Raw genomic sequence first — 18,214 nt, 5'->3', positions numbered from 1 at the left:
ACCTCTTGTTTTTGGTCGCTGTATATAATTTCCAAGGTGGTGGATTTTTTATATGCATTTATGCATCCATTATGCGTTTTGCAACACGTTCTTTTAATTAACCAAACCACTATCCTTTTTCTGCAAGATACGGAGGGGGTTCTTGGAACTTTTGAGCAACTACGGCCAGAGGAAACAAGAATCCCCCACTTCCACCGGCTTTAGCCGGTAAGTGGGGGTAGTTCAATTATAGTTCCCACCTAAAATAAATCATAAATGAAATGACAATGTAATTTTTCAGTAAACGGGGTGTAAAAAAGTTGCGTTAAAATGAGGAAGGGACCAACTATATAGACGGCGGGAAGGTGTTTTCATGGATGAAATGACGAAACAATCATACATACAGAAATCCCTTGAAGAATGGAAGAAAGATATATCTGAAGTATTGAGCCAGATTAATCAAGAATATGAGCAAGTCAAACAAGAGTTAAGAGTTTACGCGTATAAATACAACATTACAAAGCAAGTGATTCAGTCGACAGTGAACGAAGAAATCATTAAAACGATTCGCCAGCGTTACCATATACCATTTGAAGAGAAATATGAAAAACTGAAAGAATCTATTCGTGATTTAGAAGAGAAAAGACGTGTTTTCCAAATGTTTGTAGATAAAATTGACGAAGTCACCCGGAAGGAAACGGCAAAGCCTGTGTAACATATAATAATATATGAAACTTTTGAACGCCTCATAAATTTTTATCTCGGCGGACTTTCCAACCCAGAATCGTAGCCACAATGGGAATTCCTATATTCATAAAGTTAAAGAAACAGAGGCTACTCTCAAAAGGTCAGTTTAACGACCTTTTGAGATAGCCTCTTCGATTTTCTAAATATATACAGTTTTAGGTTCTTATTTATTGGCTTCGTTTCTGCATCCAAAGAATTAACTATAAACCAGTTCTTTTTCGCTTAGACCGAGCGTCTCTGCTGTTGAAGTATGAAGTTTTTGGAAAAGATCTGGGTTTTCCGCTAGTGACACGCCATAAGAAGGAATCATTTCTTTTATTTTCGGTTCCCACTCTTTCATATGTTGTGGGAAGCATTTTTTAATCACCTCAAGCATTACGTGTACGGCAGTAGAAGCACCAGGAGAAGCGCCGAGCAATGCAGCGATCGAGCCATCAGCGGCAGTAATAACTTCCGTACCAAATTGAATCGTTCCTTTACCGCCAGCTTCAGTATCTTTGATAATTTGCACACGTTGGCCCGCGACGACTATATCCCAATCCTCTGATTTAGCCGTCGGGATAAACTCGCGCAACTCTTTCATGCGTTTTTCTTTCGTTAACATAAGCTGCTGGACCAAGTATTTTACCAAAGAAAAGTTTTTAAAAGCTGACGCCAACAAAGTTACGAGATTGTGCAGTTTTACGGAAGCAAACAAATCCATATTTGAGCCATTTTTTAAGAATTTAGGCGAGAAGCCTGCAAACGGTCCAAAGAGCAACATTTTTTTGTTGTCGATATACCGTGTATCAAGGTGCGGAACAGACATCGGAGGCGCACCAATTTTAGCTTTACCGTAAACTTTTGCATGATGTTGCTCTACAACTTTTGGATTATTACATACCATAAATAATCCGCTTACAGGGAATCCACCAATATGTTTGCCTTCTGGAATACCAGATTTTTGAAGTAAGTGCAGACTTGCCCCGCCGGCTCCAATAAATACGAATTTAGCCTTATGGATTTCAACAGAACCGCTATTGAGATCCTTCACTTTCAATTCCCACAGGCCGTCGCTGGTACGTTTAATATCCTCAACACTATGCTTATAGTTTATTTCGACATCTTTCCTCTTTAAGTGGTCAAACAACATGCGCGTTAAAGCACCAAAGTTAACATCCGTACCTGAGTCGATTTTGGTTGCCGCGATCGGTTCATTCGATGTACGGCCTTCCATTATAAGCGGAATCCATTCTTTCAGTTTTTCCGGGTCATCAGAAAATTCCATTCCCTGGAATAATGGATTATTTGATAGTGCTTCAAAACGTTTCTTTAAAAATCTCACATTATTTTCCCCTTGGACTAAACTTATGTGGGGCAACGGTCTGATGAATTCCTGCGGATTTTGTAACAGATTGTTTTTTACAAGGTAAGCCCAAAACTGTCTGGAAACTTGGAACTGTTCATTAATTCTTATAGCTTTGTTAATATCAATAGATCCATCCGGTTTCTCCGGTGTGTAGTTAAGCTCGCATAGTGCAGCATGCCCCGTTCCCGCATTATTCCATTCGTTAGAGCTTTCTTCTCCTGGTTTGCCGAGCTTCTCAAACACTTTAATCTCCCATTCCGGTGCTAATTCTTTCAACAGTGTCCCTAAAGTCGCACTCATGATTCCGGCACCAATTAAGATAACGTCTGTTCTAGTTTGTCTGTTGCTCATTTTTCCCATCCTTATCCCCTATTATTATTTGCAGAAAGGATGCAGGCGCACCTGCCTAAGCTAAAGCGATCCAGGGTCCTCGCCACGCACCTTTTCTACAGCAATTATATCTTAATTATAGTATAGCACTATTTGATTATTCGATTATAAGTATATCACTATTCAATTTATAGTATATCATTATTATTTATAAATTTATATATACTATAACAACTTTATACTGATGTTAGTCTAAAAATTGGACACGGAGAACAGGGAGATTGTAATAAACTTAATTACAATCGGTTCGAGGTGTCCAATCATAAAAAAGAGAATTTTTGATAAGGAGTACAAGATTCAGGTTGTTGAATTATGCTTGGAGGGGGATAAATCCATCACCCATGTGGCTAAAGAGTCAGGTTTGGATATCCCATTTCATACGCCATTTCTAAAACCCTATATCTGCATCAGTCATGTCCTGTCCAGTTGCTTTTACCGCTGCAAGTGCCTCAAGATGAGTTTCATATAAAGGTTTCATGTTGTCGTCCTCCAGGCTGAAGTAATGTCTATACAGACCTATACTACCACACTCTTCAGAATATTGTAAGTTGAGAAATAATGATTTTCGTGTTGTCCCCATTCGCTACCGTGCAACGAGGGCAACCGCTACCCTGCAGCACAGTCAACGTCAAGTCAACGAAAAGAAAAAACCGCATCAGACGTTAATCTGACGCGGTTCTCTGACATGTGATGATTCCGACTGGGCTCGAACCAGCGACCTCCACCCTGTCAAGGTGGCGCTCTCCCAGCTGAGCTACGGAATCATGTTATTCTGTTGAACACATTTTTTATTATATGGACGAGCAGCGGATTTGTCAAATACTTTTTTAAAAAATTTTTTGGTGGCGATGAAAACGGCTTGGGAAGGGAATTTTTCATTGTTTAATCCAGCGAATATCGAAAGTAATGGACGGGACTGAAGAAGCTGCATCACACGGTCGCCTGACGAGACGGCGGAAGAAGATTTCCGCCGCCTTATTTGTTATTTAGTACCGAATACATCCGCCATTTTCCGCTGCCTTTCATCCCTTCTATCATCGCGTTGGTGACAAAGATCGTCACCATATACATGACGAGCGGCGACAAAGCGATCCACGGTGCGTGAATCAGTTCGTCGCGGCTGAGCCCGATGATGCTCGACCATTCGTGCACAAACGGGTGAACGGATGCTTCGCCGGTCAAGATATCTGTTTTCTCTATTCTTCCCCCGATAATAATCTCAAAAAACCCGAGATGGATTAATAGAATCAATGTTTGCACGACTTGCTGCAAAAACAGAACGACGATCGTTTCCCGCAGATACGGCCAAACATGTTTTCGAAATACATGCAGCGTTCCTGCCCCCAGCAATCGGGAGCTTATCACATATTCTTGTTTGTTCATCCATTGCATCTCTTTTCCGATCGCAAGAATGAGCGGAGGCAGCGACACGCAGACTAACACAGCGCATTGATACAAAACAAGCGAAAATCGATACCCCTCCTGCCCGCTTTGCACCATTAACGGCATCATCAAAACAATCGACCATAAAATCGTCGGAATGTAAAGGTAGGTCTGACAAATCTGCTCGATCCCCTTGCGAATAAAGGAAGGCGCGTAAGCCGTTGCACTGCCAATCAAAATCCCTAGCACCATTTGGATGGCACATATGCTAAACACAATGAGAATGGTAAATCGCGCGCCGTCCAGCAGCTTGAAAAACATGCTGTTTCCTTGGCGGTCCGTGCCAAAAGGCGGTGCGGTCCATGGATCAAAAGGAGTTTCTTTTACAATTTCCCCTTTTTCATTCATGATGAGGGTCTGGTGCTCGGAAAAAAACAAGTCGTGATGCTGGCCGACAAAGAAACTGGCAGCAAGCAGCACAATAAAATAACCGATTCCAAACAAAAATCGTTTTGAACGAAATACGCTGTTATTCATACGCTTCCCTTCCCACGATACGATAAATGAAATAGCTCATAACGGAAAATACGATAAAAAACGGAACGTACAGGAGAAGCAGCCATAGGCATAACGTTGGCGGAGTTAAAAAACCAGGTTTCCAAATAAAACCCGTAAACCCATAGATGTTGAACGCAAACTCAACCAAAAACAGCGTCGATATCATAAACACAAACAGCACACGCAATTGATGAATCAAATGATACAGCGTATTGCGCAATAGGTGAAATATTACGATATACCATTTTGGAAATCCTTGAGAATAAACAAACTCAATATACGGTTTCGTTTGTTCCCGTTGGGCGAACAGCACAATCGTGCGGAAAAAATGCAGTGTCGGCACAAGCGTCATGCACAAAACCGGCAAAAAATACGCCTTTGTATCGCCGAACGCGTAAATAGCAATGATTTCCATCCCCGTCTTTTTAAATATCCATACAAGAAAAAGCTGGAGCGCGAAAATCCATAATAAATCCGGAACCGATTCCATCCATACGGAAATACGTTCTATCATCCGCTTCATCGTTTCGTTAGATAAAACATAGATACAAGCGAGCACGGTCGCGCACACAATAGTAAGCAACAAGGAGAGTACGATCAACGTCAAGGAATACATATATGGCTCTTGGATGTACTCGAAAAAGTTTGTTTGTCTCCCTGTTGTGTAGTTCGGAAATGTAACGTCAAACGGTGATGCAATCTCCTTCACATAATCAAAAAAAGAATAATGCGCGTCAGCATAATAAAGAAAAGGCAGCGACCCTTCTTTCTGAAAATTCGGGATAGCGTAAAACACAACATAACTGCTGAAAACGATGACGACGATCGTAACCGAAAATTCGAGCAGTTTTTTCATCCAGAAATCATGCAAACAACTTTTACCCCCTTATCCTATTTTTACCTTGATTTTTATTTTATCATAATTTTCAAATAAATAGATTTTTATTCTATGGCCATCATTTTTTTCATTTCACCATCTCGCCTTCGATTATCGACGCTATTGGGCAATTACCAACAGCGATCCACACGATCACGGCGCGGCTCCTATCATCGCCAATCCCCTTAACCTGCTAAAAGAAACGAAAACAGCAGCATCAAAAAAGGTATGCGCCCATATTTTTGGCGCATACCTTTTTCTTTCAGCGTGCGGAAACGGCGGATGGCGTTTCTTTGACATAGGATAATGCCTGCTCGAAATCGGCGATTAAATCTTCAACCGCCTCCAAGCCAACGCTAAGACGCAGCAGACCATCGGTAATGCCGCGCCGCTCCCGTTCCGCTTTCGGCATCGCGGCGTGCGACATTTTCGCCGGATAGGACAAAATCGATTCGACCGCGCCTAAGCTGACAGCAAATACAGGAAGGCGAACGTGTTTCACAAACGTTCTCACCGCTTCTTCATCGGCGAGGCGGAACGATAATACTGCGCCAAATCCCGAGGCTTGATAGCGTTGAATCGAATGGCCAGGATGGTGCGTGAGCCCTGGGTAATACACTTCCTCTATTTTCGGATGGCTAGATAAATAGCGGGCGATGGCGAGCGCTGATTCGGATGACTGTTTGAGGCGGACGTGCAGCGTCTTTAATCCGCGCAACACCAGCCACGCATCTTGCACGCCAAGCACGGCGCCGAACGCGTTTTGCAATTTGTACAGCTGTTTCGCCAACTCCTCGTCTTTCACCACGGCAAGTCCCGCCACGACATCGCTATGCCCTGCCAAAAACTTCGTCGCGCTATGAAGAACGACATCGACGCCAAGGTCGAGCGGACGCTGGAGCGCGGGAGTCATAAATGTGTTATCTAAAAACGTCAAACAGCCATTGGCTTTCGCGAGTTTGACAATTCCTTGGATATCAGTTACTTTTAAAAGCGGGTTGGACGGCGTTTCGACATAGATCACTTTTGTATTCGGACGAATATGAGTAGCCACTTCATGTAAATCGGTCATATCGACAAACGTATATTCAATGCCAAAACGGTTTAATACTTCGGTGATCATGCGATACGTGCCCCCGTAAACATCTTCGGTCACGAGCACATGGTCACCTTTGGACAAGAGAAGAAACGCAGTCGAAATCGCCGCCATCCCCGAGGAAAAAGCGAAGCCGCGCACGCCGCCTTCCAGTTCGGCAATCGTTTCTTCGAGCGCCTCGCGCGTCGGGTTGCCGGAGCGGCTGTAATCGTATTTGCCAAATGTGTCAAAATCGAATTGATGGAACGTCGAAGCATGCTGAATCGGCACACTTACTGCCCCTGTTTGCCGATCGATTTTCCATTTGTTATGAAGCAGTTTCGTTTGAAAAGAAACACGTTGTTCCATCCCCCTACACCTCTTTCATGTTTTTCAACGCTTGCGCCAAGTCGGCGATTAAATCTTCGGCATGTTCGATGCCGACAGAAAAGCGCAACAGCCGGTTACAGACGCCGTTGGCGATGCGGATTTCCTCCGGAATGTCAGCATGCGTTTGCGTCGCTGGATACGTAATAAAGCTTTCCACACCTCCTAAACTTTCGGCGAACGTAATTAAGCGTAAGCTTTGCAAAAAGCGGTTGACCCATTTTTCCTCGCGCAAACGGAACGATAACATGCCGCCTCTTCCCGGGTATAAGACATCGGTAATATCTTCGTGGGATGCTAAAAACTCGCTGATGCGTTTCGCGTTTTCTTCATGCTGGCGCATCCGCAGCGCCAATGTTTTCATGCCGCGAATCAATAGCCACGAGTCAAACGGAGAAAGCACGGCGCCGATCGCATTATGATACTCCGCCAAGCGTTGACAAAGCTCCTCTCCCTTCGCAACGACAAGGCCGGCTAATACGTCGTTATGGCCGCCCAAATATTTGGTTGCGCTATGAATGACTATATCGGCCCCCTGTTCGATCGGGCGCTGCAGAACCGGGGTATAAAACGTATTATCGACAATAAGAAGCAAACCGTATTTTTTCGCCAACTTCGCTACTTCAGCGATATCGGTTTCCTGCATGAGCGGATTGGTCGGCGTTTCTAAAAAAATCGCCTTCGTTTTTTCGGTAATCGCGTTCTCTACTAATCGTATGTCGCGAAAATCTACATAATGAAAAGACAACCCGTATTTTCTCCAGCCCCGTTCAAACAGGCGATATGTACCTCCGTAAAGGTCGGCGGAAACTAAAAATTCATCCCCGCTTTCAAATAAAGCAAGAACTGTCTGAATTGCGGCCATGCCGGAGCTGAACGCATAGCCTTGACCGCCGCCCTCGAGCTTGGCAATCGCTTCCTCGACGATTTTGCGCGTCGGGTTGCCGGTGCGGATGTAGTCAAACCCAGACGACTGTCCAATTCCTTTATGACGGTATGCCGTCGAAAAGTAGACAGGCGGATTGACCGTCCCTGTTACCGTTTCACTGCGGTTTCCGATTTGCGCTAACAATGTCTCTAGTTTCTCCATTTATCTCTCTCCCTCTTTGGTAAAATAAAAAAAGTCTTCTAAGAAGAAGACTTTTCCATAACCATTGTCAGTGCTTCTTCTTATCTGCCGAATTGAAAACTCAATTCGCTGGATTTAGCACCTGGCCAATATTTGGCTGGTTGCTGAAGCTTCACAGGGCCAGTTCCCTCCGCTTCTCTTGATAAGAATGCATCTTGCCGATATTCATTTGTCTGATTATCTAAAAATTTAACCCATTCATAATAATTTTGCAAGTAATTTTTTATCAACATGTTTTTCATATGTTCTAACTGATGGCAGTACATTTCTTTATTTTATGACAAAAACAGCAAAAAAGCCGCTTATTTTTTCAAAAACTCACACGATTAGACGGCGTTTATTAACATGTTCTAGCAAAAATATGTTACAATAACAGGTGAATCGTTATGTTTATGGAGGATACATCATGGCGACGCAAAAAGGAACGATGCAGGATTATACGATTTACAGCAATGCGCTCGAAGAAGAAGTAACGCTGCTTGCTTATTTGCCAAGCACCTTTTCCCCGCTTCATAAATATTCTCTTTTAATTGCGCAAGATGGAAAAGATTATTTTATGTACGGGAAAATAAAAAGCGTGATCGAACAGCTGATGGAAAACGGCGAAATTGATCGCACCATCGTCATCGGAATTCCGTATCATAATGTTAAGGACCGTTATGAGAAATATCATCCAAACGGAAAGAAAAACAGCCAATATTTGCGCTTTTTAGCCCATGAGCTCATTCCGTTTTTAGATCAAACGTTTCCTACGTATCAAATCGGAAAAGGGCGTGCGCTCATTGGCGATTCGCTCGGCGGTACGGTATCCTTGATGGCAGGACTATTGTATCCGCATACATTTGGAAAAATCGCGATGCAGTCACCGTATATAGACGAAGACATCATCGCAAAAATCCGCCAGTTTTCTGAACCATCCTTATTGCAAATTTATCATTCGGTCGGGACAAAGGAAACCGCTGTAAAAACAACAGATGGACACGTACGCGATTTTATTGCGCCAAACCGGAAAGCACGGGAAGCGTTTAGCGAAAAAGGTTTTTTGTATAAATATAATGAATTTGACGGCGACCATGCGTGGACGTATTGGCAGCCTGATGTTCCACGAGCCATTGCCTGGATCCTTTCTATGTAAGCACTACAATACTTTTCAAAATTTTGTTATAATTAAGTACTACTTCATTTAAGGAGGGATTTTTTATGAAATACGGTATTGCTTTGTTTCCTTCAAAGCGGATACAGGACTTTGCTAATTCCTATAGAAAGCGCTACGATAGCCATTACGCCCTCATTCCGCCGCATTTAACCTTAAAAGAACCTTTTGAAGCGGATGACCAGCAAATTAAAGAAATGGTGAAAGAACTGCGCAAAATCGCGGCCGAAACGGATGTCATCCCGTTAAAAGTGACGAAATTCAGCTCGTTTTACCCGGCAAGCAATGTCATTTATTTAAAGGTAGAACCGAATGAAACGCTGCAGCGCCTCCACGCACGGCTCCACAGCGGGATCTTCGCCGGCCAGCCAGAATTCGTATTTGTCCCTCATATTACGATCGGCCGCGATTTGCCAAGTGCGGAGTACGCGGATGTGTATGGACAGTTGCGGATGCAAGACGTGTATTTTGAAGAAACAGTTGATCGTTTCCATCTCCTATATCAACTAGAAAACGGTTCTTGGACGGTATATGAAACATTTTTGGTTGGAGGAAAGGATCAGGAATAACATGAATGTGGCCATTGGGAAAAAAAGTGACGCTTCCTTATATAATGACGCCCTGCTCGTTCGGCGAACGGTCTTTATTGAAGAACAACATGTCCCGGAAGAAGAGGAAATTGATGAATTCGATCAGGAAGCGACCCATTTTGTTCTGTATGATGAAGGAAAGCCCGTCGGCGCAGGCAGATTTCGCATCGTTGATCAAGGTCTTGGAAAAATTGAACGAATTTGCGTACTGCCGCAATACCGCGGCCGCGGGGCGGGAAAGCTGATTATGGAAAAGATCGAGCAATTCGCAAAAGAACAAGGTGTCCCAAAAGTAAAATTAAATGCGCAAACACATGCCGAACCATTTTATCAAAAGCTCGGATACGAAACCGTATCCGATGTGTTTATGGATGCCGGAATTCCGCATGTCACGATGGTCAAAACATGGTAAAGACCGTATCAAGCAATGGTACGGTTCTTTTTTATGTTTTTTTCTTTTTTGGCTCTATTCCTCTTTTCCAGAGAAATAAATACGCAGAAATGGTATAAGGGAGCTCCAATTCGGAAGGCTCCCTTTTGCTTATTTTTTGTTGAGCATGTTGGCAATCGTGTTAAAATCAAGCTGTTTTCCATTTTGAACGATCGTTTTGACGATTTGGTCTTCTAACTGCTTTGGCACTTTCCGATTGGCGATTTGCGCGACACGCTGAATGACATGACGAACCGTTTTTTCATCTTTAAAATTGGCATTTTGTAAGGAGTTTGCTAATTCCAATATGTCTCTCATATTGACGCCTGTTTTCTTTTCGATATTTTTAAAAAATTGATTATCCATTTACCAAATCCTCCTTTTCCTCTTATATCGTATGAAATGAAAAACAAGAAGTGCATGCATCGGAAAGAAAAAGTACGAGCTGCCCGTTGAATAGAACAGCCCGTACCCGCTGCATGATATTAGCCTACAAATGCAGCACCAACAATAATTAACAAAATGAACAACACAACAATCAACACAAAGCTATTGCCATAGCCGAAACCGCCATAGCCGCCATAGCCATAGCCGCCATAGCCGAAACCGCAGCATCCAAAGCCCATAGTGGTGCACCTCCTTACGCTTTGTTACTTTATCGTATTCATCGTACTTGCAAATGGTATAGGCACATGTGGAAATGCATTATCCAAAGATGCGGAATAACTTGGCAAATTCATTTTCTTTTTTGGCAAACCACTTGTTGATATAATCCAAATTTCCTTGTATATCCTTTAAAAATTGATTGTTTAACTTTTCGATTTCCTGAATTTGCTTATCGAAATTTTTTCCCCACTGTTCAAACAACTGGATAAACTGCTCATGTCCCTCTTTTTTAGAATTTGCCCATGTTTCTAGCGCTTTTTCCAACTCCTTGCTCACTCCGTTCCCCTCCTTCCTTACCATTTGTGTATGCAGCACACACCGTAGTGTGCCAAGGCGTTTAAATTCTTTTTCTCGAACAAAATATGATAAAGTATAAACGATATCATTTTGTTCAAGGAGGAAAGAACATTGAAAGAAATACAAACGACTGAGCAATTCCAGCAAATTATTTCCAGCGATAAACCAGTAATTGTTAAATTTTATACAACATGGTGCCCAGACTGCACGAGATTAAATATGTTTATCGATGACATTGTGAAGGAATATTCGCAATACGATTGGTTTGAAATGAACCGTGATCAATTTCCAGAACTCGCTGAACAATATCAAGTATTGGGCATCCCAAGTTTGCTCCTGTTCCAAAATGGGGAAAAAGTTGCCCATCTCCACAGCGCCAACGCGAAAACGCCGGAAGAAGTAAAAGCATTTTTGCAATCGTTGACTATATAGACACAAAAAAGCCGCTCACGGATTATTTCGTGAGCGGCTTTTTTCGCAAGGCGTCAAGAAAGCCAGGCTTAATACTCAATCTCCTCATAATCTTTTGGCTGGTGTGTGACATTATTTCCGCTGTGCATAAATTTGATCGATATTTCTTCATCTGTCGTATTCGCTTTTTGCCCACGGTCGCTTTTTTTCAATTCGACCGTAATTTCTTCATCGGTTGTTCGAGTTCGTTTTTGTTCCATCATGATGCCTCCCTTAGTTTCTTAAAAATGGCTCCACTTTTTGTAATAATGTTTGCATTTTTTCAGCGTTTGTTCGATATAGCTCTTTTGCTTCTTTTGACTCAGTTTGCAAAGCGAATAATTCAAAGTCTGCCTGCACTTTTTTGATCGCCGCCAGCAGCAGTTTTTTCTCTTGCGGCTCGGAAATTTGGATTTTGTCATCATACAAATCCAATGTCAACTGTCCGTAAGAATCGACTTGCGCCAAAAATACGTTTTCGATGGCAACTCCTTGCTTGTCTAACTGCTGCTTCAGCCAGCCGCGGCTTAACCCCATTGTCGCCAGCGGCTCGTCCAAAATCATGCCGTCCATAATGACCGTTTGCGGCTCTTTTTCCGAAGGCGGGTTTGGAAATACATCGCCGACCGTTAGCGGCTGTTTTTCCCGTTTCAACAGCACGTTTAAATCACCGTTTGGCTCGAGCACCGCAAATTCCACATCTGCCACACGAAATACGTCTTTTTTGCGAAGTTGTTCAAGAAGTTCGTCTACTGTATACTTTTCACGTTTTAAATTTTCCTCTAATATTTTTCCATTCTTGATAAAAATAGTGGAATTTCCTTCCACAAAATTACGGAATTTTTTATTTCGTAGTGAAATGCGAGAAGTGAGCACGGGAAATAACGACCAAATTAAAATGCTTGTGATGCCTTCCTGCAAACTAATACTTAAATCCATTGACATCGTTCCGGCGATATCACCGACAGTAATGCCGACAATATACTCAAAAAAGGAGAGTTTGGATAATGGTTTTTTTCCCAGTATTCGCGTAATGATAAACAAGCCAATAATGATGGAAATCGAACGAATTGCTACTTCTAACCATACAGGCATCGATCATGCTCCTTACTGTCCTTGATATTGTGGCTCTTCTCGCTCCAGTTTGCCGATGCGATTTTTAATGTCGGCAATGATTTCTTCCGTCATCATCATCGCTTCATGAAATGTTCGCTGCGCTTTTTCATCCTGTGAAACAAGGGCGAGTTCCTGCAATCCAGCATGAATGCTTTTTAAGCTTGCTAAACTTTGCTTAACTTGTGAAGCAACGGTCATTTCTCTCCCTCCTATCCTTTCGGACGGAATAATAACGCGCCGATAAAGCCGAAAACAATGGCTGCGGAAATGCCGGCGCTCGTCACTTCAAACATTCCCGTCAGCACCCCGATAATCCCGTGCTTTTCTGCTTCGTGCATTGCCCCATGGACAAGGGAGTTGCCGAAACTGGTGATCGGGATCGTCGCGCCGGCGCCGGCAAAATCAATAAGCGGTTCGTACAAACCGAATCCATCTAAAATGGCGCCAATAACCACTAATATTGTCAACGTATGGGCAGGTGTTAATTTAAACACGTCCATTAAAATTTGTCCGATTACACAAATCAAGCCTCCAACAACGAATGCCCAAAAAAACATCGCCAGCATCTTACGCTTCACCTCCATACTCAATCGCCACAGCGTGAGCAATGCACGGGATTGTTTCGTTTTGCTGGAACGAAAGCGGAGATAACAGCGCTCCCGTGGCAACGACAAGAATTCGCTTAAATTCCCCCCGTTTCATCCGATTTAACAGATGCCCGTATACAACCACCGCAGAACACCCCGCACCGCTCGCTCCCGCTAGCACCGGCTGGCCTTCGCGATAAATAATCAAACCGCAGTCTTGATAACGTTCTTCCTCTATCTTCACCCCATGCTGATGAAGCAAATCGAGCGACACATTGCGGCCAATTTTCCCTAAATCGCCAGTAACAATTAAATCATAGTAAGAGGCATCGATTTGCATATCGCGCAAATGCGCCTCAATCGTATCTACCGCTGCCGGCGCCATCGCTCCTCCCATATTAAATGGATCGCTCAGACCCATGTCGACGACGCGGCCGATCGTTGCTGCAGTAATGCGCGGCCCGTCTCCTTTCGGGCTAATGAGGGCTACTCCTGCCCCTGTTACGGTCCATTGGGCTGTCGGCGGTTTTTGTCCGCCATATTCCGTCGGGTAGCGGAATTGTTTTTCCACCGCCGTGTTATGGCTCGCCGCTCCCGTCAATATATAGTCTGCCCCGCCGTAATTCACAATAAAAGCACTTAGCGCCAGCCCTTCCATAGAGGTGGAACAGGCGCCAAACACGCCAAGGTACGGGACGCCAATCGTTCTTGCCGCAAAACTCGTTGGGGTCATCTGATTAATGAGGTCTCCGGCAATTAGAAATTGCACTTTTTCTTTCTCTATTCCGGCCTTTTCCATTGCTTTAAACATCGCTTCTTCCAACAGCACTTTATGGGCCTTTTCATAAGAATCTTCACCAAGCCATAAATCTTCATGAAGTAGATCGAAATCGTCAGCGATGCGGCCGTTTGCCTCAAACGGTCCGCCAACCGTTGCCGTGGAAACGATAACTGGTTTGTTGTCAAACACCCATGTCCGATGCCCTTTTAACATTACAAACCACCCCACTGCGTGGCGAGTGTCTTGACTAAGGCAACGACAAAGGCGGCAAACGTGCCGAATAAAATCACCGAGCCGGCAAGTTTGAACATATTCGAGCCGACCCCAAGCACGAATCCTTCTGTCCGGTGCTCAATCGCTGCTGAAATCACCGCATTCCCAAAGCCGGTAACCGGAACGGCGCTTCCTGCACCAGCAAATTGGGCAATGCGGTCATATACCCCAAGCCCAGTTAAAATCATCGAAATAAATACCATCGTTGCCACCGTCGGGTTTCCTACCGTTTGCTCGGTAAAGTCAAAAAAATACATATAACAGTATGAAATGGCTTGCCCGATCACACAAATGAGTCCGCCGACAAGAAAAGCGCGCAAGCAGTTTTTTACGACGGGACGCTTCGTTTCCCGTTCTTTTTCAAACAAATGATATTCCTGTTGTACAGGAGTAAGTTTTTTTCGCTTTTCGTTTGCCATAGTGCCACCCCTTATGCGGAATCTTCACTTAGCCGCTTAATTTTTTCGATTTGCTTGTTCGTTTTTGCTTCATCCCAATTATTATTTTCTAAATCATCCACTAGCTCCCTTGTTTTCCAAAATATTTTCAAGTCACTAGATGAAGTAATTTGATGATCGGGAAATAAGCGTTTTAGCTGATCGTGTATTTCTTTTTCAATTTGTTTACGGTAAAAGCGGTCCATATGCTTGATTTGATAAGCGACGAGCAGTTTCTTACTTGTGTTGACGGCAACGGCATCTTTAATATCATCCCGCGAACGCACATATGCTACTGCCTGCTCTGCCGGCAGCTGATCTATATTGGCGTGTTTTGCTGTTCCATCCGTATTTGTGCGAATTAGATTCGTTCCTCGCATCGATTGTTGTTTTACCCCGTTTTCTTTGGCGCAACCGCCCATCACGATGCCGACGGCCAGCGCCATGAGCAACCACTTTCTCATGTTCATCAACCCATTCATTTATGTATTTTTTTAAAAGGTTGGCCAGTAACCAACCTTTTTCCATCATCATCCCAACACTTACTCTTCCTACGTTATTGTTGTTTATATTGTGGCTCTTCGTTTTCAATTTCTTGCACGCGCGAGCTGATTAAATCAACGATCGCTTGTGTTTGTTGCGCTGCTTGTTGATAAAGTTGTTTTGCAGCTTGGTTTTCTGTCTGCAATGCGAATGTTTCGAAGCTTGCTTGTGCTGATTTTAAACCTGCTAATGTTTGTTTTACTTGTGTTGCAACTGTCATGTTGGGTTACCTCCCGATTGTTTTAAGGGGATTACAATTGTTAGAATGGTTTTTTAGGGAGAAAATATAATTGTAATTTTTTACAAAAAACAGGCTGTCCGTTGAATCGGACAGCCTATTTTTCTTTATTCACCTTATCGGAGTAACCGCGGCCAAGAGACGGATTGTTGAGAATCCCTGCCATGACAAGAATGCTTAAAAATGCTTCGTATAGCCGCTCGTATTTCCCTAAATCGATATCAACACCAAATGTTTGTAATGCCAAAATAGCAAAAGAACCAATGGCCAGCCAAAGACCGTAGTTTTTAAAACGCTCCACTTACGTTTCCTCCATCAATTTTCGCTAAGTGTTTAGATCCAAGAAAAAGGTCTTCTTTCCTCTTCACGATCGTCACGTTCATGATCATCATGTTCATGATCATCGTGTGATAATTCTTTATGAACATCTTCGATTGCTTCTACATCAGAACGACGCGGAAACAACCATGGATCGCGAATGCGTCCTTTTGGAATAACGATCACATCGTCAGCGTGAATAATTAGCTTATCAACATGGATGACACGAGATTTTTTACGATTGGACACGCCCACTCCTCCTTCCTGTCACCTTGTTGCATTGTTAGACTATGCAACTAGACCAATGGAGGTATAGGCATTTTTCACAGTTCATCCATTATTTCTTTTTATCGTTCTCGTTCTGCCGCAGCCACATCCTCCTGCCCGCTTTACAGACGGCGTTTGGGGAGAAAGCACTCTTTTTGCCTTAATTTGTTTGGGAGATTGAATGTTTTTTTTCATCGCTATAACCTCCAAGCTGTTTAATGTAGTATTAGTTTATGTGGTGCAAACAGAATGTGTTTCTCCTTTTTCATCACGTTTTGATTTTTCGAATATAATAAAAAACATGTAAAAGTAGCAACGACATAAAATGACATTGCAACTGCATCTTGCTTTACTTGTACTCGTGGACATTCTATAACAAACGAAAAAAGAGCGGGAAACCTATCGTTTTCCTCGCTCTTGTTTACGCATCTACTTTTTCAACCGCCCACTCGACTAGCGAGGCACCGCCAGCAATCGCCAATATGATCAGCAGCGGGTGAAATAATACAGGGTAAAGCATATTGCCGATATAAAGAATAGCCGCACACCAAATTCCCGTGCACCAATAGCAACTTAACAGCTCGCCAATCCAATGCTGCAATCCGCTCCCTTTAATATGCAAAAACGATTGTACCGTTCCGTCAGGCAATGTTTCTTCAACAATTTCATGGAAAGGCTTTCGCAAAAAAGACGTAATCGAGTCGTACATCATCAATCTCGTTAGGCGAAACGTTCCTAAAATAAAAAGGAAAAGTTCAGTCGCCGTCACGCGGTTCTTCTTCCTCCTTCCTCGATAGCCCGATTAACGCAACGGAAACAACCTCCTTTCTCGGAATAACGAATGTTCCCGAAACCGTATCGATGGTGATTTCCGTTCCGTCATATTTACGAATAATCCCTTCCTTTTCACCATCGATGCTAACAAGCTTGCATTTCACATGAGAGAGAGAGGCAGGTGGGCTTGCTAAAAATGATAATTGTTCCTCTAATGACATCTGTTGAAACTGCTTCCCCTGCTGTTGATTTAGATTTTCTTGGACAATTTCGCCGTTCTCCCATTCGCTTTTATGTTTCAATTCTTGTTTGACGGGCGCTTTGCTTTTAAACGTCCGCTGCATATAAGCGACCGTACGCTCCAATTTGGGCTGCACAATATAAAGAAGCGGTTCGTTTTCGACGATATCGCTTCGTTTCATCGGTGGTCCCCCCTCCTTATTTCGGCTGCTACCTTATATATGTATGCGGCTTAATCATGAGATTTGCCCTGAAGTTCGTCAAAAAAAACTGTCCCTCGATAAAGGAACAGTCTGCTAATATATTACGGCAAGTATCGCTGATTGTTTAATCAATATCTAATTTCGCTTTTGCATTAATATCCTAAAATATGGTATCCAGAATCAACGTGAATAATTTCGCCCGTAATGCCGCGCGACAGGTCGCTAAATAAGAACAACGCTGTATCGCCGACTTCTTCTTGCGTCGTCGTGCGGCGAAGCGGGGCGCGTTCTTCGATTTGTTTTAAGATCGAATTAAAATCGCTGACCCCTTTTGCCGATAATGTGCGAATCGGTCCGGCAGAGATGGCATTGACGCGGATGCCGTATTTTCCTAAATCGTTGGCTAAATATTTCACGCTCGCATCGAGCGCCGCTTTTGCCACTCCCATAATGTTATAATTTTGGACGACGCGCTCGCCGCCAAGATATGTCAGCGTAACAATGCTTCCACCTTCCGTCATCAGCTCTTTTGCTTCCCTGGCAACCGCAGTTAATGAATAAGCACTAATATTATGGGCAAGCAAAAAGCCTTCGCGGCTCACTTTCATATACTCTCCATTTAAGTCTTCTTTGTTTGCATAGGCAATACAATGGGCCACGCCGTGAATGACGCCGACTTGTTCTTTAATTTGCTTAAAGCATTGAACAATTTCCTCATCTTTTGTCACATCGCACGGCAGCAGAAGGGTGCTTTCGTCTTCGAGCGTATCGACAAGCGCGCGCACCTCTTTTTCAAAACGCTCTCCGGCGTACGTAAAAACAAGGCGCGCCCCCGCCGCATGCAAAGATCTTGCGATTCCCCAGGCGATGCTGCGTTTATTCGCCACTCCCATCACGACATATGTACGTCCCTTTAACGATAAATTCATTCGTCATCCTCCTATATCCATTACAATTAATATTTGTTATTAGTACCTA

Annotated in this window: 25 protein-coding genes, 1 tRNA gene, 1 pseudogene and 1 riboswitch; of the genes and pseudogenes, 5 read left to right on the top strand and 22 right to left on the bottom strand. The window is 43.4% G+C overall.

Annotation, left to right across the window (positions count from 1 at the left end; genetic code table 11):
• Positions 1 to 352: 352 nt before the first annotated feature.
• A complete protein-coding gene (locus AC1WMD_RS01535) occupies positions 353 to 694 on the top strand; it encodes a hypothetical protein (RefSeq protein ID WP_494255828.1) in 342 nt (113 codons plus the stop codon).
• 228 nt (positions 695 to 922) lie between these two features.
• Here the strand turns inward: AC1WMD_RS01535 and AC1WMD_RS01530 are convergent, their stop codons facing one another.
• The 6 genes from AC1WMD_RS01530 to AC1WMD_RS01505 form a co-directional block, all read right to left on the bottom strand.
• The gene (locus AC1WMD_RS01530) at positions 923 to 2,425 is read right to left on the bottom strand and encodes a malate:quinone oxidoreductase (RefSeq protein ID WP_043906491.1); all 1,503 of its coding nucleotides are present in this window, start codon (positions 2,423 to 2,425) and stop codon (positions 923 to 925) included.
• 730 nt (positions 2,426 to 3,155) lie between these two features.
• Positions 3,156 to 3,228, bottom strand: a tRNA-Val gene (locus tag AC1WMD_RS01525).
• Positions 3,229 to 3,439: 211 nt separating this feature from the next.
• Positions 3,440 to 4,384: an ABC transporter permease subunit gene (locus AC1WMD_RS01520; RefSeq protein ID WP_494255827.1), complete on the bottom strand. Its 945-nt coding sequence runs from the start codon at positions 4,382 to 4,384 to the stop codon at positions 3,440 to 3,442.
• Entirely contained in the window at positions 4,377 to 5,276 is a 900-nt protein-coding gene (locus tag AC1WMD_RS01515) for an ABC transporter permease subunit (protein WP_494255826.1), read from the bottom strand. The genes AC1WMD_RS01520 and AC1WMD_RS01515 overlap by 8 nt, the downstream gene beginning before the upstream one ends.
• Before the next feature lie 268 nt (positions 5,277 to 5,544).
• Positions 5,545 to 6,726, bottom strand: coding sequence for a cystathionine beta-lyase (metC, locus tag AC1WMD_RS01510; protein ID WP_494255825.1), 1,182 nt, complete (start codon positions 6,724 to 6,726; stop codon positions 5,545 to 5,547).
• A gap of 4 nt (positions 6,727 to 6,730) precedes the next feature.
• Positions 6,731 to 7,834 carry a methionine biosynthesis PLP-dependent protein gene (locus AC1WMD_RS01505; protein ID WP_494255824.1) on the bottom strand — a complete coding sequence of 368 codons (1,104 nt, stop codon included), beginning with the start codon at positions 7,832 to 7,834 and terminating at the stop codon, positions 6,731 to 6,733.
• A gap of 77 nt (positions 7,835 to 7,911) precedes the next feature.
• A riboswitch (SAM riboswitch) is annotated at positions 7,912 to 8,022 on the bottom strand.
• 257 nt (positions 8,023 to 8,279) lie between these two features.
• Here AC1WMD_RS01505 and AC1WMD_RS01500 point away from each other — a divergent pair.
• The 3 genes from AC1WMD_RS01500 (at position 8,280) to AC1WMD_RS01490 (ending at position 10,028) form a co-directional block, all read left to right on the top strand.
• Positions 8,280 to 9,008, top strand: a complete 729-nt coding sequence (locus AC1WMD_RS01500) for a GTNG_0744 family esterase (protein WP_494255823.1) — start codon at positions 8,280 to 8,282, stop codon at positions 9,006 to 9,008.
• A 65-nt stretch (positions 9,009 to 9,073) separates the two neighbouring features.
• Positions 9,074 to 9,595, top strand: a complete 522-nt coding sequence (locus AC1WMD_RS01495) for a YjcG family protein (RefSeq protein ID WP_043903836.1) — start codon at positions 9,074 to 9,076, stop codon at positions 9,593 to 9,595.
• A gap of 1 nt (position 9,596) precedes the next feature.
• Entirely contained in the window at positions 9,597 to 10,028 is a 432-nt protein-coding gene (locus tag AC1WMD_RS01490) for a GNAT family N-acetyltransferase (RefSeq protein WP_043903835.1), read from the top strand.
• A 129-nt stretch (positions 10,029 to 10,157) separates the two neighbouring features.
• On the opposite strand, the gene spoVIF is transcribed toward AC1WMD_RS01490, so the two are convergent.
• The 3 genes and pseudogenes from spoVIF to AC1WMD_RS01475 form a co-directional block, all read right to left on the bottom strand.
• Positions 10,158 to 10,412 (bottom strand): sporulation-specific transcription regulator SpoVIF, encoded by a 255-nt coding sequence (gene spoVIF / locus AC1WMD_RS01485; RefSeq protein ID WP_043903834.1) that lies wholly within the window; start codon positions 10,410 to 10,412, stop codon positions 10,158 to 10,160.
• A 119-nt stretch (positions 10,413 to 10,531) separates the two neighbouring features.
• Positions 10,532 to 10,618: pseudogene (locus AC1WMD_RS01480) on the bottom strand (YjcZ family sporulation protein); the annotation flags it as partial.
• 133 nt (positions 10,619 to 10,751) lie between these two features.
• Positions 10,752 to 10,988 (bottom strand): hypothetical protein, encoded by a 237-nt coding sequence (locus tag AC1WMD_RS01475; protein ID WP_494255822.1) that lies wholly within the window; start codon positions 10,986 to 10,988, stop codon positions 10,752 to 10,754.
• A 132-nt stretch (positions 10,989 to 11,120) separates the two neighbouring features.
• Here AC1WMD_RS01475 and AC1WMD_RS01470 point away from each other — a divergent pair, with 132 nt between their 5' ends.
• Positions 11,121 to 11,441, top strand: a complete 321-nt coding sequence (locus tag AC1WMD_RS01470; protein WP_494255821.1) for a thioredoxin family protein — start codon at positions 11,121 to 11,123, stop codon at positions 11,439 to 11,441.
• 68 nt (positions 11,442 to 11,509) lie between these two features.
• Here the strand turns inward: AC1WMD_RS01470 and AC1WMD_RS01465 are convergent, their stop codons facing one another.
• From AC1WMD_RS01465 to fabI, 13 genes are all read right to left on the bottom strand, one after another.
• Positions 11,510 to 11,683, bottom strand: a complete 174-nt coding sequence (locus AC1WMD_RS01465) for a hypothetical protein (RefSeq protein ID WP_494255974.1) — start codon at positions 11,681 to 11,683, stop codon at positions 11,510 to 11,512.
• Between the two features lie 10 nt (positions 11,684 to 11,693).
• Entirely contained in the window at positions 11,694 to 12,554 is an 861-nt protein-coding gene (locus tag AC1WMD_RS01460) for a DUF421 domain-containing protein (protein WP_043903831.1), read from the bottom strand.
• A 12-nt stretch (positions 12,555 to 12,566) separates the two neighbouring features.
• A complete protein-coding gene (locus tag AC1WMD_RS01455; protein ID WP_494255820.1) occupies positions 12,567 to 12,773 on the bottom strand; it encodes a DUF1657 domain-containing protein in 207 nt (68 codons plus the stop codon).
• Between the two features lie 11 nt (positions 12,774 to 12,784).
• Positions 12,785 to 13,141, bottom strand: coding sequence for a stage V sporulation protein AE (gene spoVAE / locus AC1WMD_RS01450; protein WP_494255819.1), 357 nt, complete (start codon positions 13,139 to 13,141; stop codon positions 12,785 to 12,787).
• A 1-nt stretch (position 13,142) separates the two neighbouring features.
• Positions 13,143 to 14,156 (bottom strand): stage V sporulation protein AD, encoded by a 1,014-nt coding sequence (gene spoVAD, locus AC1WMD_RS01445; protein WP_494255818.1) that lies wholly within the window; start codon positions 14,154 to 14,156, stop codon positions 13,143 to 13,145.
• Positions 14,156 to 14,635: a stage V sporulation protein AC gene (spoVAC, locus tag AC1WMD_RS01440; protein WP_494255817.1), complete on the bottom strand. Its 480-nt coding sequence runs from the start codon at positions 14,633 to 14,635 to the stop codon at positions 14,156 to 14,158. Before spoVAC ends, spoVAD begins: the two co-directional genes overlap by 1 nt.
• 11 nt (positions 14,636 to 14,646) lie before the next feature.
• A complete protein-coding gene (locus tag AC1WMD_RS01435) occupies positions 14,647 to 15,117 on the bottom strand; it encodes a YhcN/YlaJ family sporulation lipoprotein (RefSeq protein WP_494255816.1) in 471 nt (156 codons plus the stop codon).
• A gap of 92 nt (positions 15,118 to 15,209) precedes the next feature.
• Positions 15,210 to 15,416 carry a DUF1657 domain-containing protein gene (locus AC1WMD_RS01430; RefSeq protein WP_494255815.1) on the bottom strand — a complete coding sequence of 69 codons (207 nt, stop codon included), beginning with the start codon at positions 15,414 to 15,416 and terminating at the stop codon, positions 15,210 to 15,212.
• Between the two features lie 115 nt (positions 15,417 to 15,531).
• Positions 15,532 to 15,735 carry a holin gene (locus tag AC1WMD_RS01425; RefSeq protein ID WP_494255814.1) on the bottom strand — a complete coding sequence of 68 codons (204 nt, stop codon included), beginning with the start codon at positions 15,733 to 15,735 and terminating at the stop codon, positions 15,532 to 15,534.
• 32 nt (positions 15,736 to 15,767) lie between these two features.
• On the bottom strand, positions 15,768 to 16,001 hold the full coding sequence (locus AC1WMD_RS01420; RefSeq protein WP_186003908.1) for a hypothetical protein: 234 nt from the start codon (positions 15,999 to 16,001) through the stop codon (positions 15,768 to 15,770).
• Positions 16,002 to 16,440: 439 nt separating this feature from the next.
• Positions 16,441 to 16,788 carry a DUF1360 domain-containing protein gene (locus tag AC1WMD_RS01415; RefSeq protein WP_494255813.1) on the bottom strand — a complete coding sequence of 116 codons (348 nt, stop codon included), beginning with the start codon at positions 16,786 to 16,788 and terminating at the stop codon, positions 16,441 to 16,443.
• On the bottom strand, positions 16,775 to 17,215 hold the full coding sequence (locus AC1WMD_RS01410; RefSeq protein WP_494255812.1) for a hypothetical protein: 441 nt from the start codon (positions 17,213 to 17,215) through the stop codon (positions 16,775 to 16,777). The genes AC1WMD_RS01415 and AC1WMD_RS01410 overlap by 14 nt, the downstream gene beginning before the upstream one ends.
• A 173-nt stretch (positions 17,216 to 17,388) precedes the next feature.
• On the bottom strand, positions 17,389 to 18,165 hold the full coding sequence (gene fabI, locus AC1WMD_RS01405; RefSeq protein WP_494255811.1) for an enoyl-ACP reductase FabI: 777 nt from the start codon (positions 18,163 to 18,165) through the stop codon (positions 17,389 to 17,391).
• Between the last annotated feature and the right edge of the window lie 49 nt (positions 18,166 to 18,214).

Source organism: Parageobacillus sp. NEAU-HV-2 (assembly GCF_059115485.1).
This window is presented reverse-complemented; position numbering and strand designations above follow the sequence as displayed.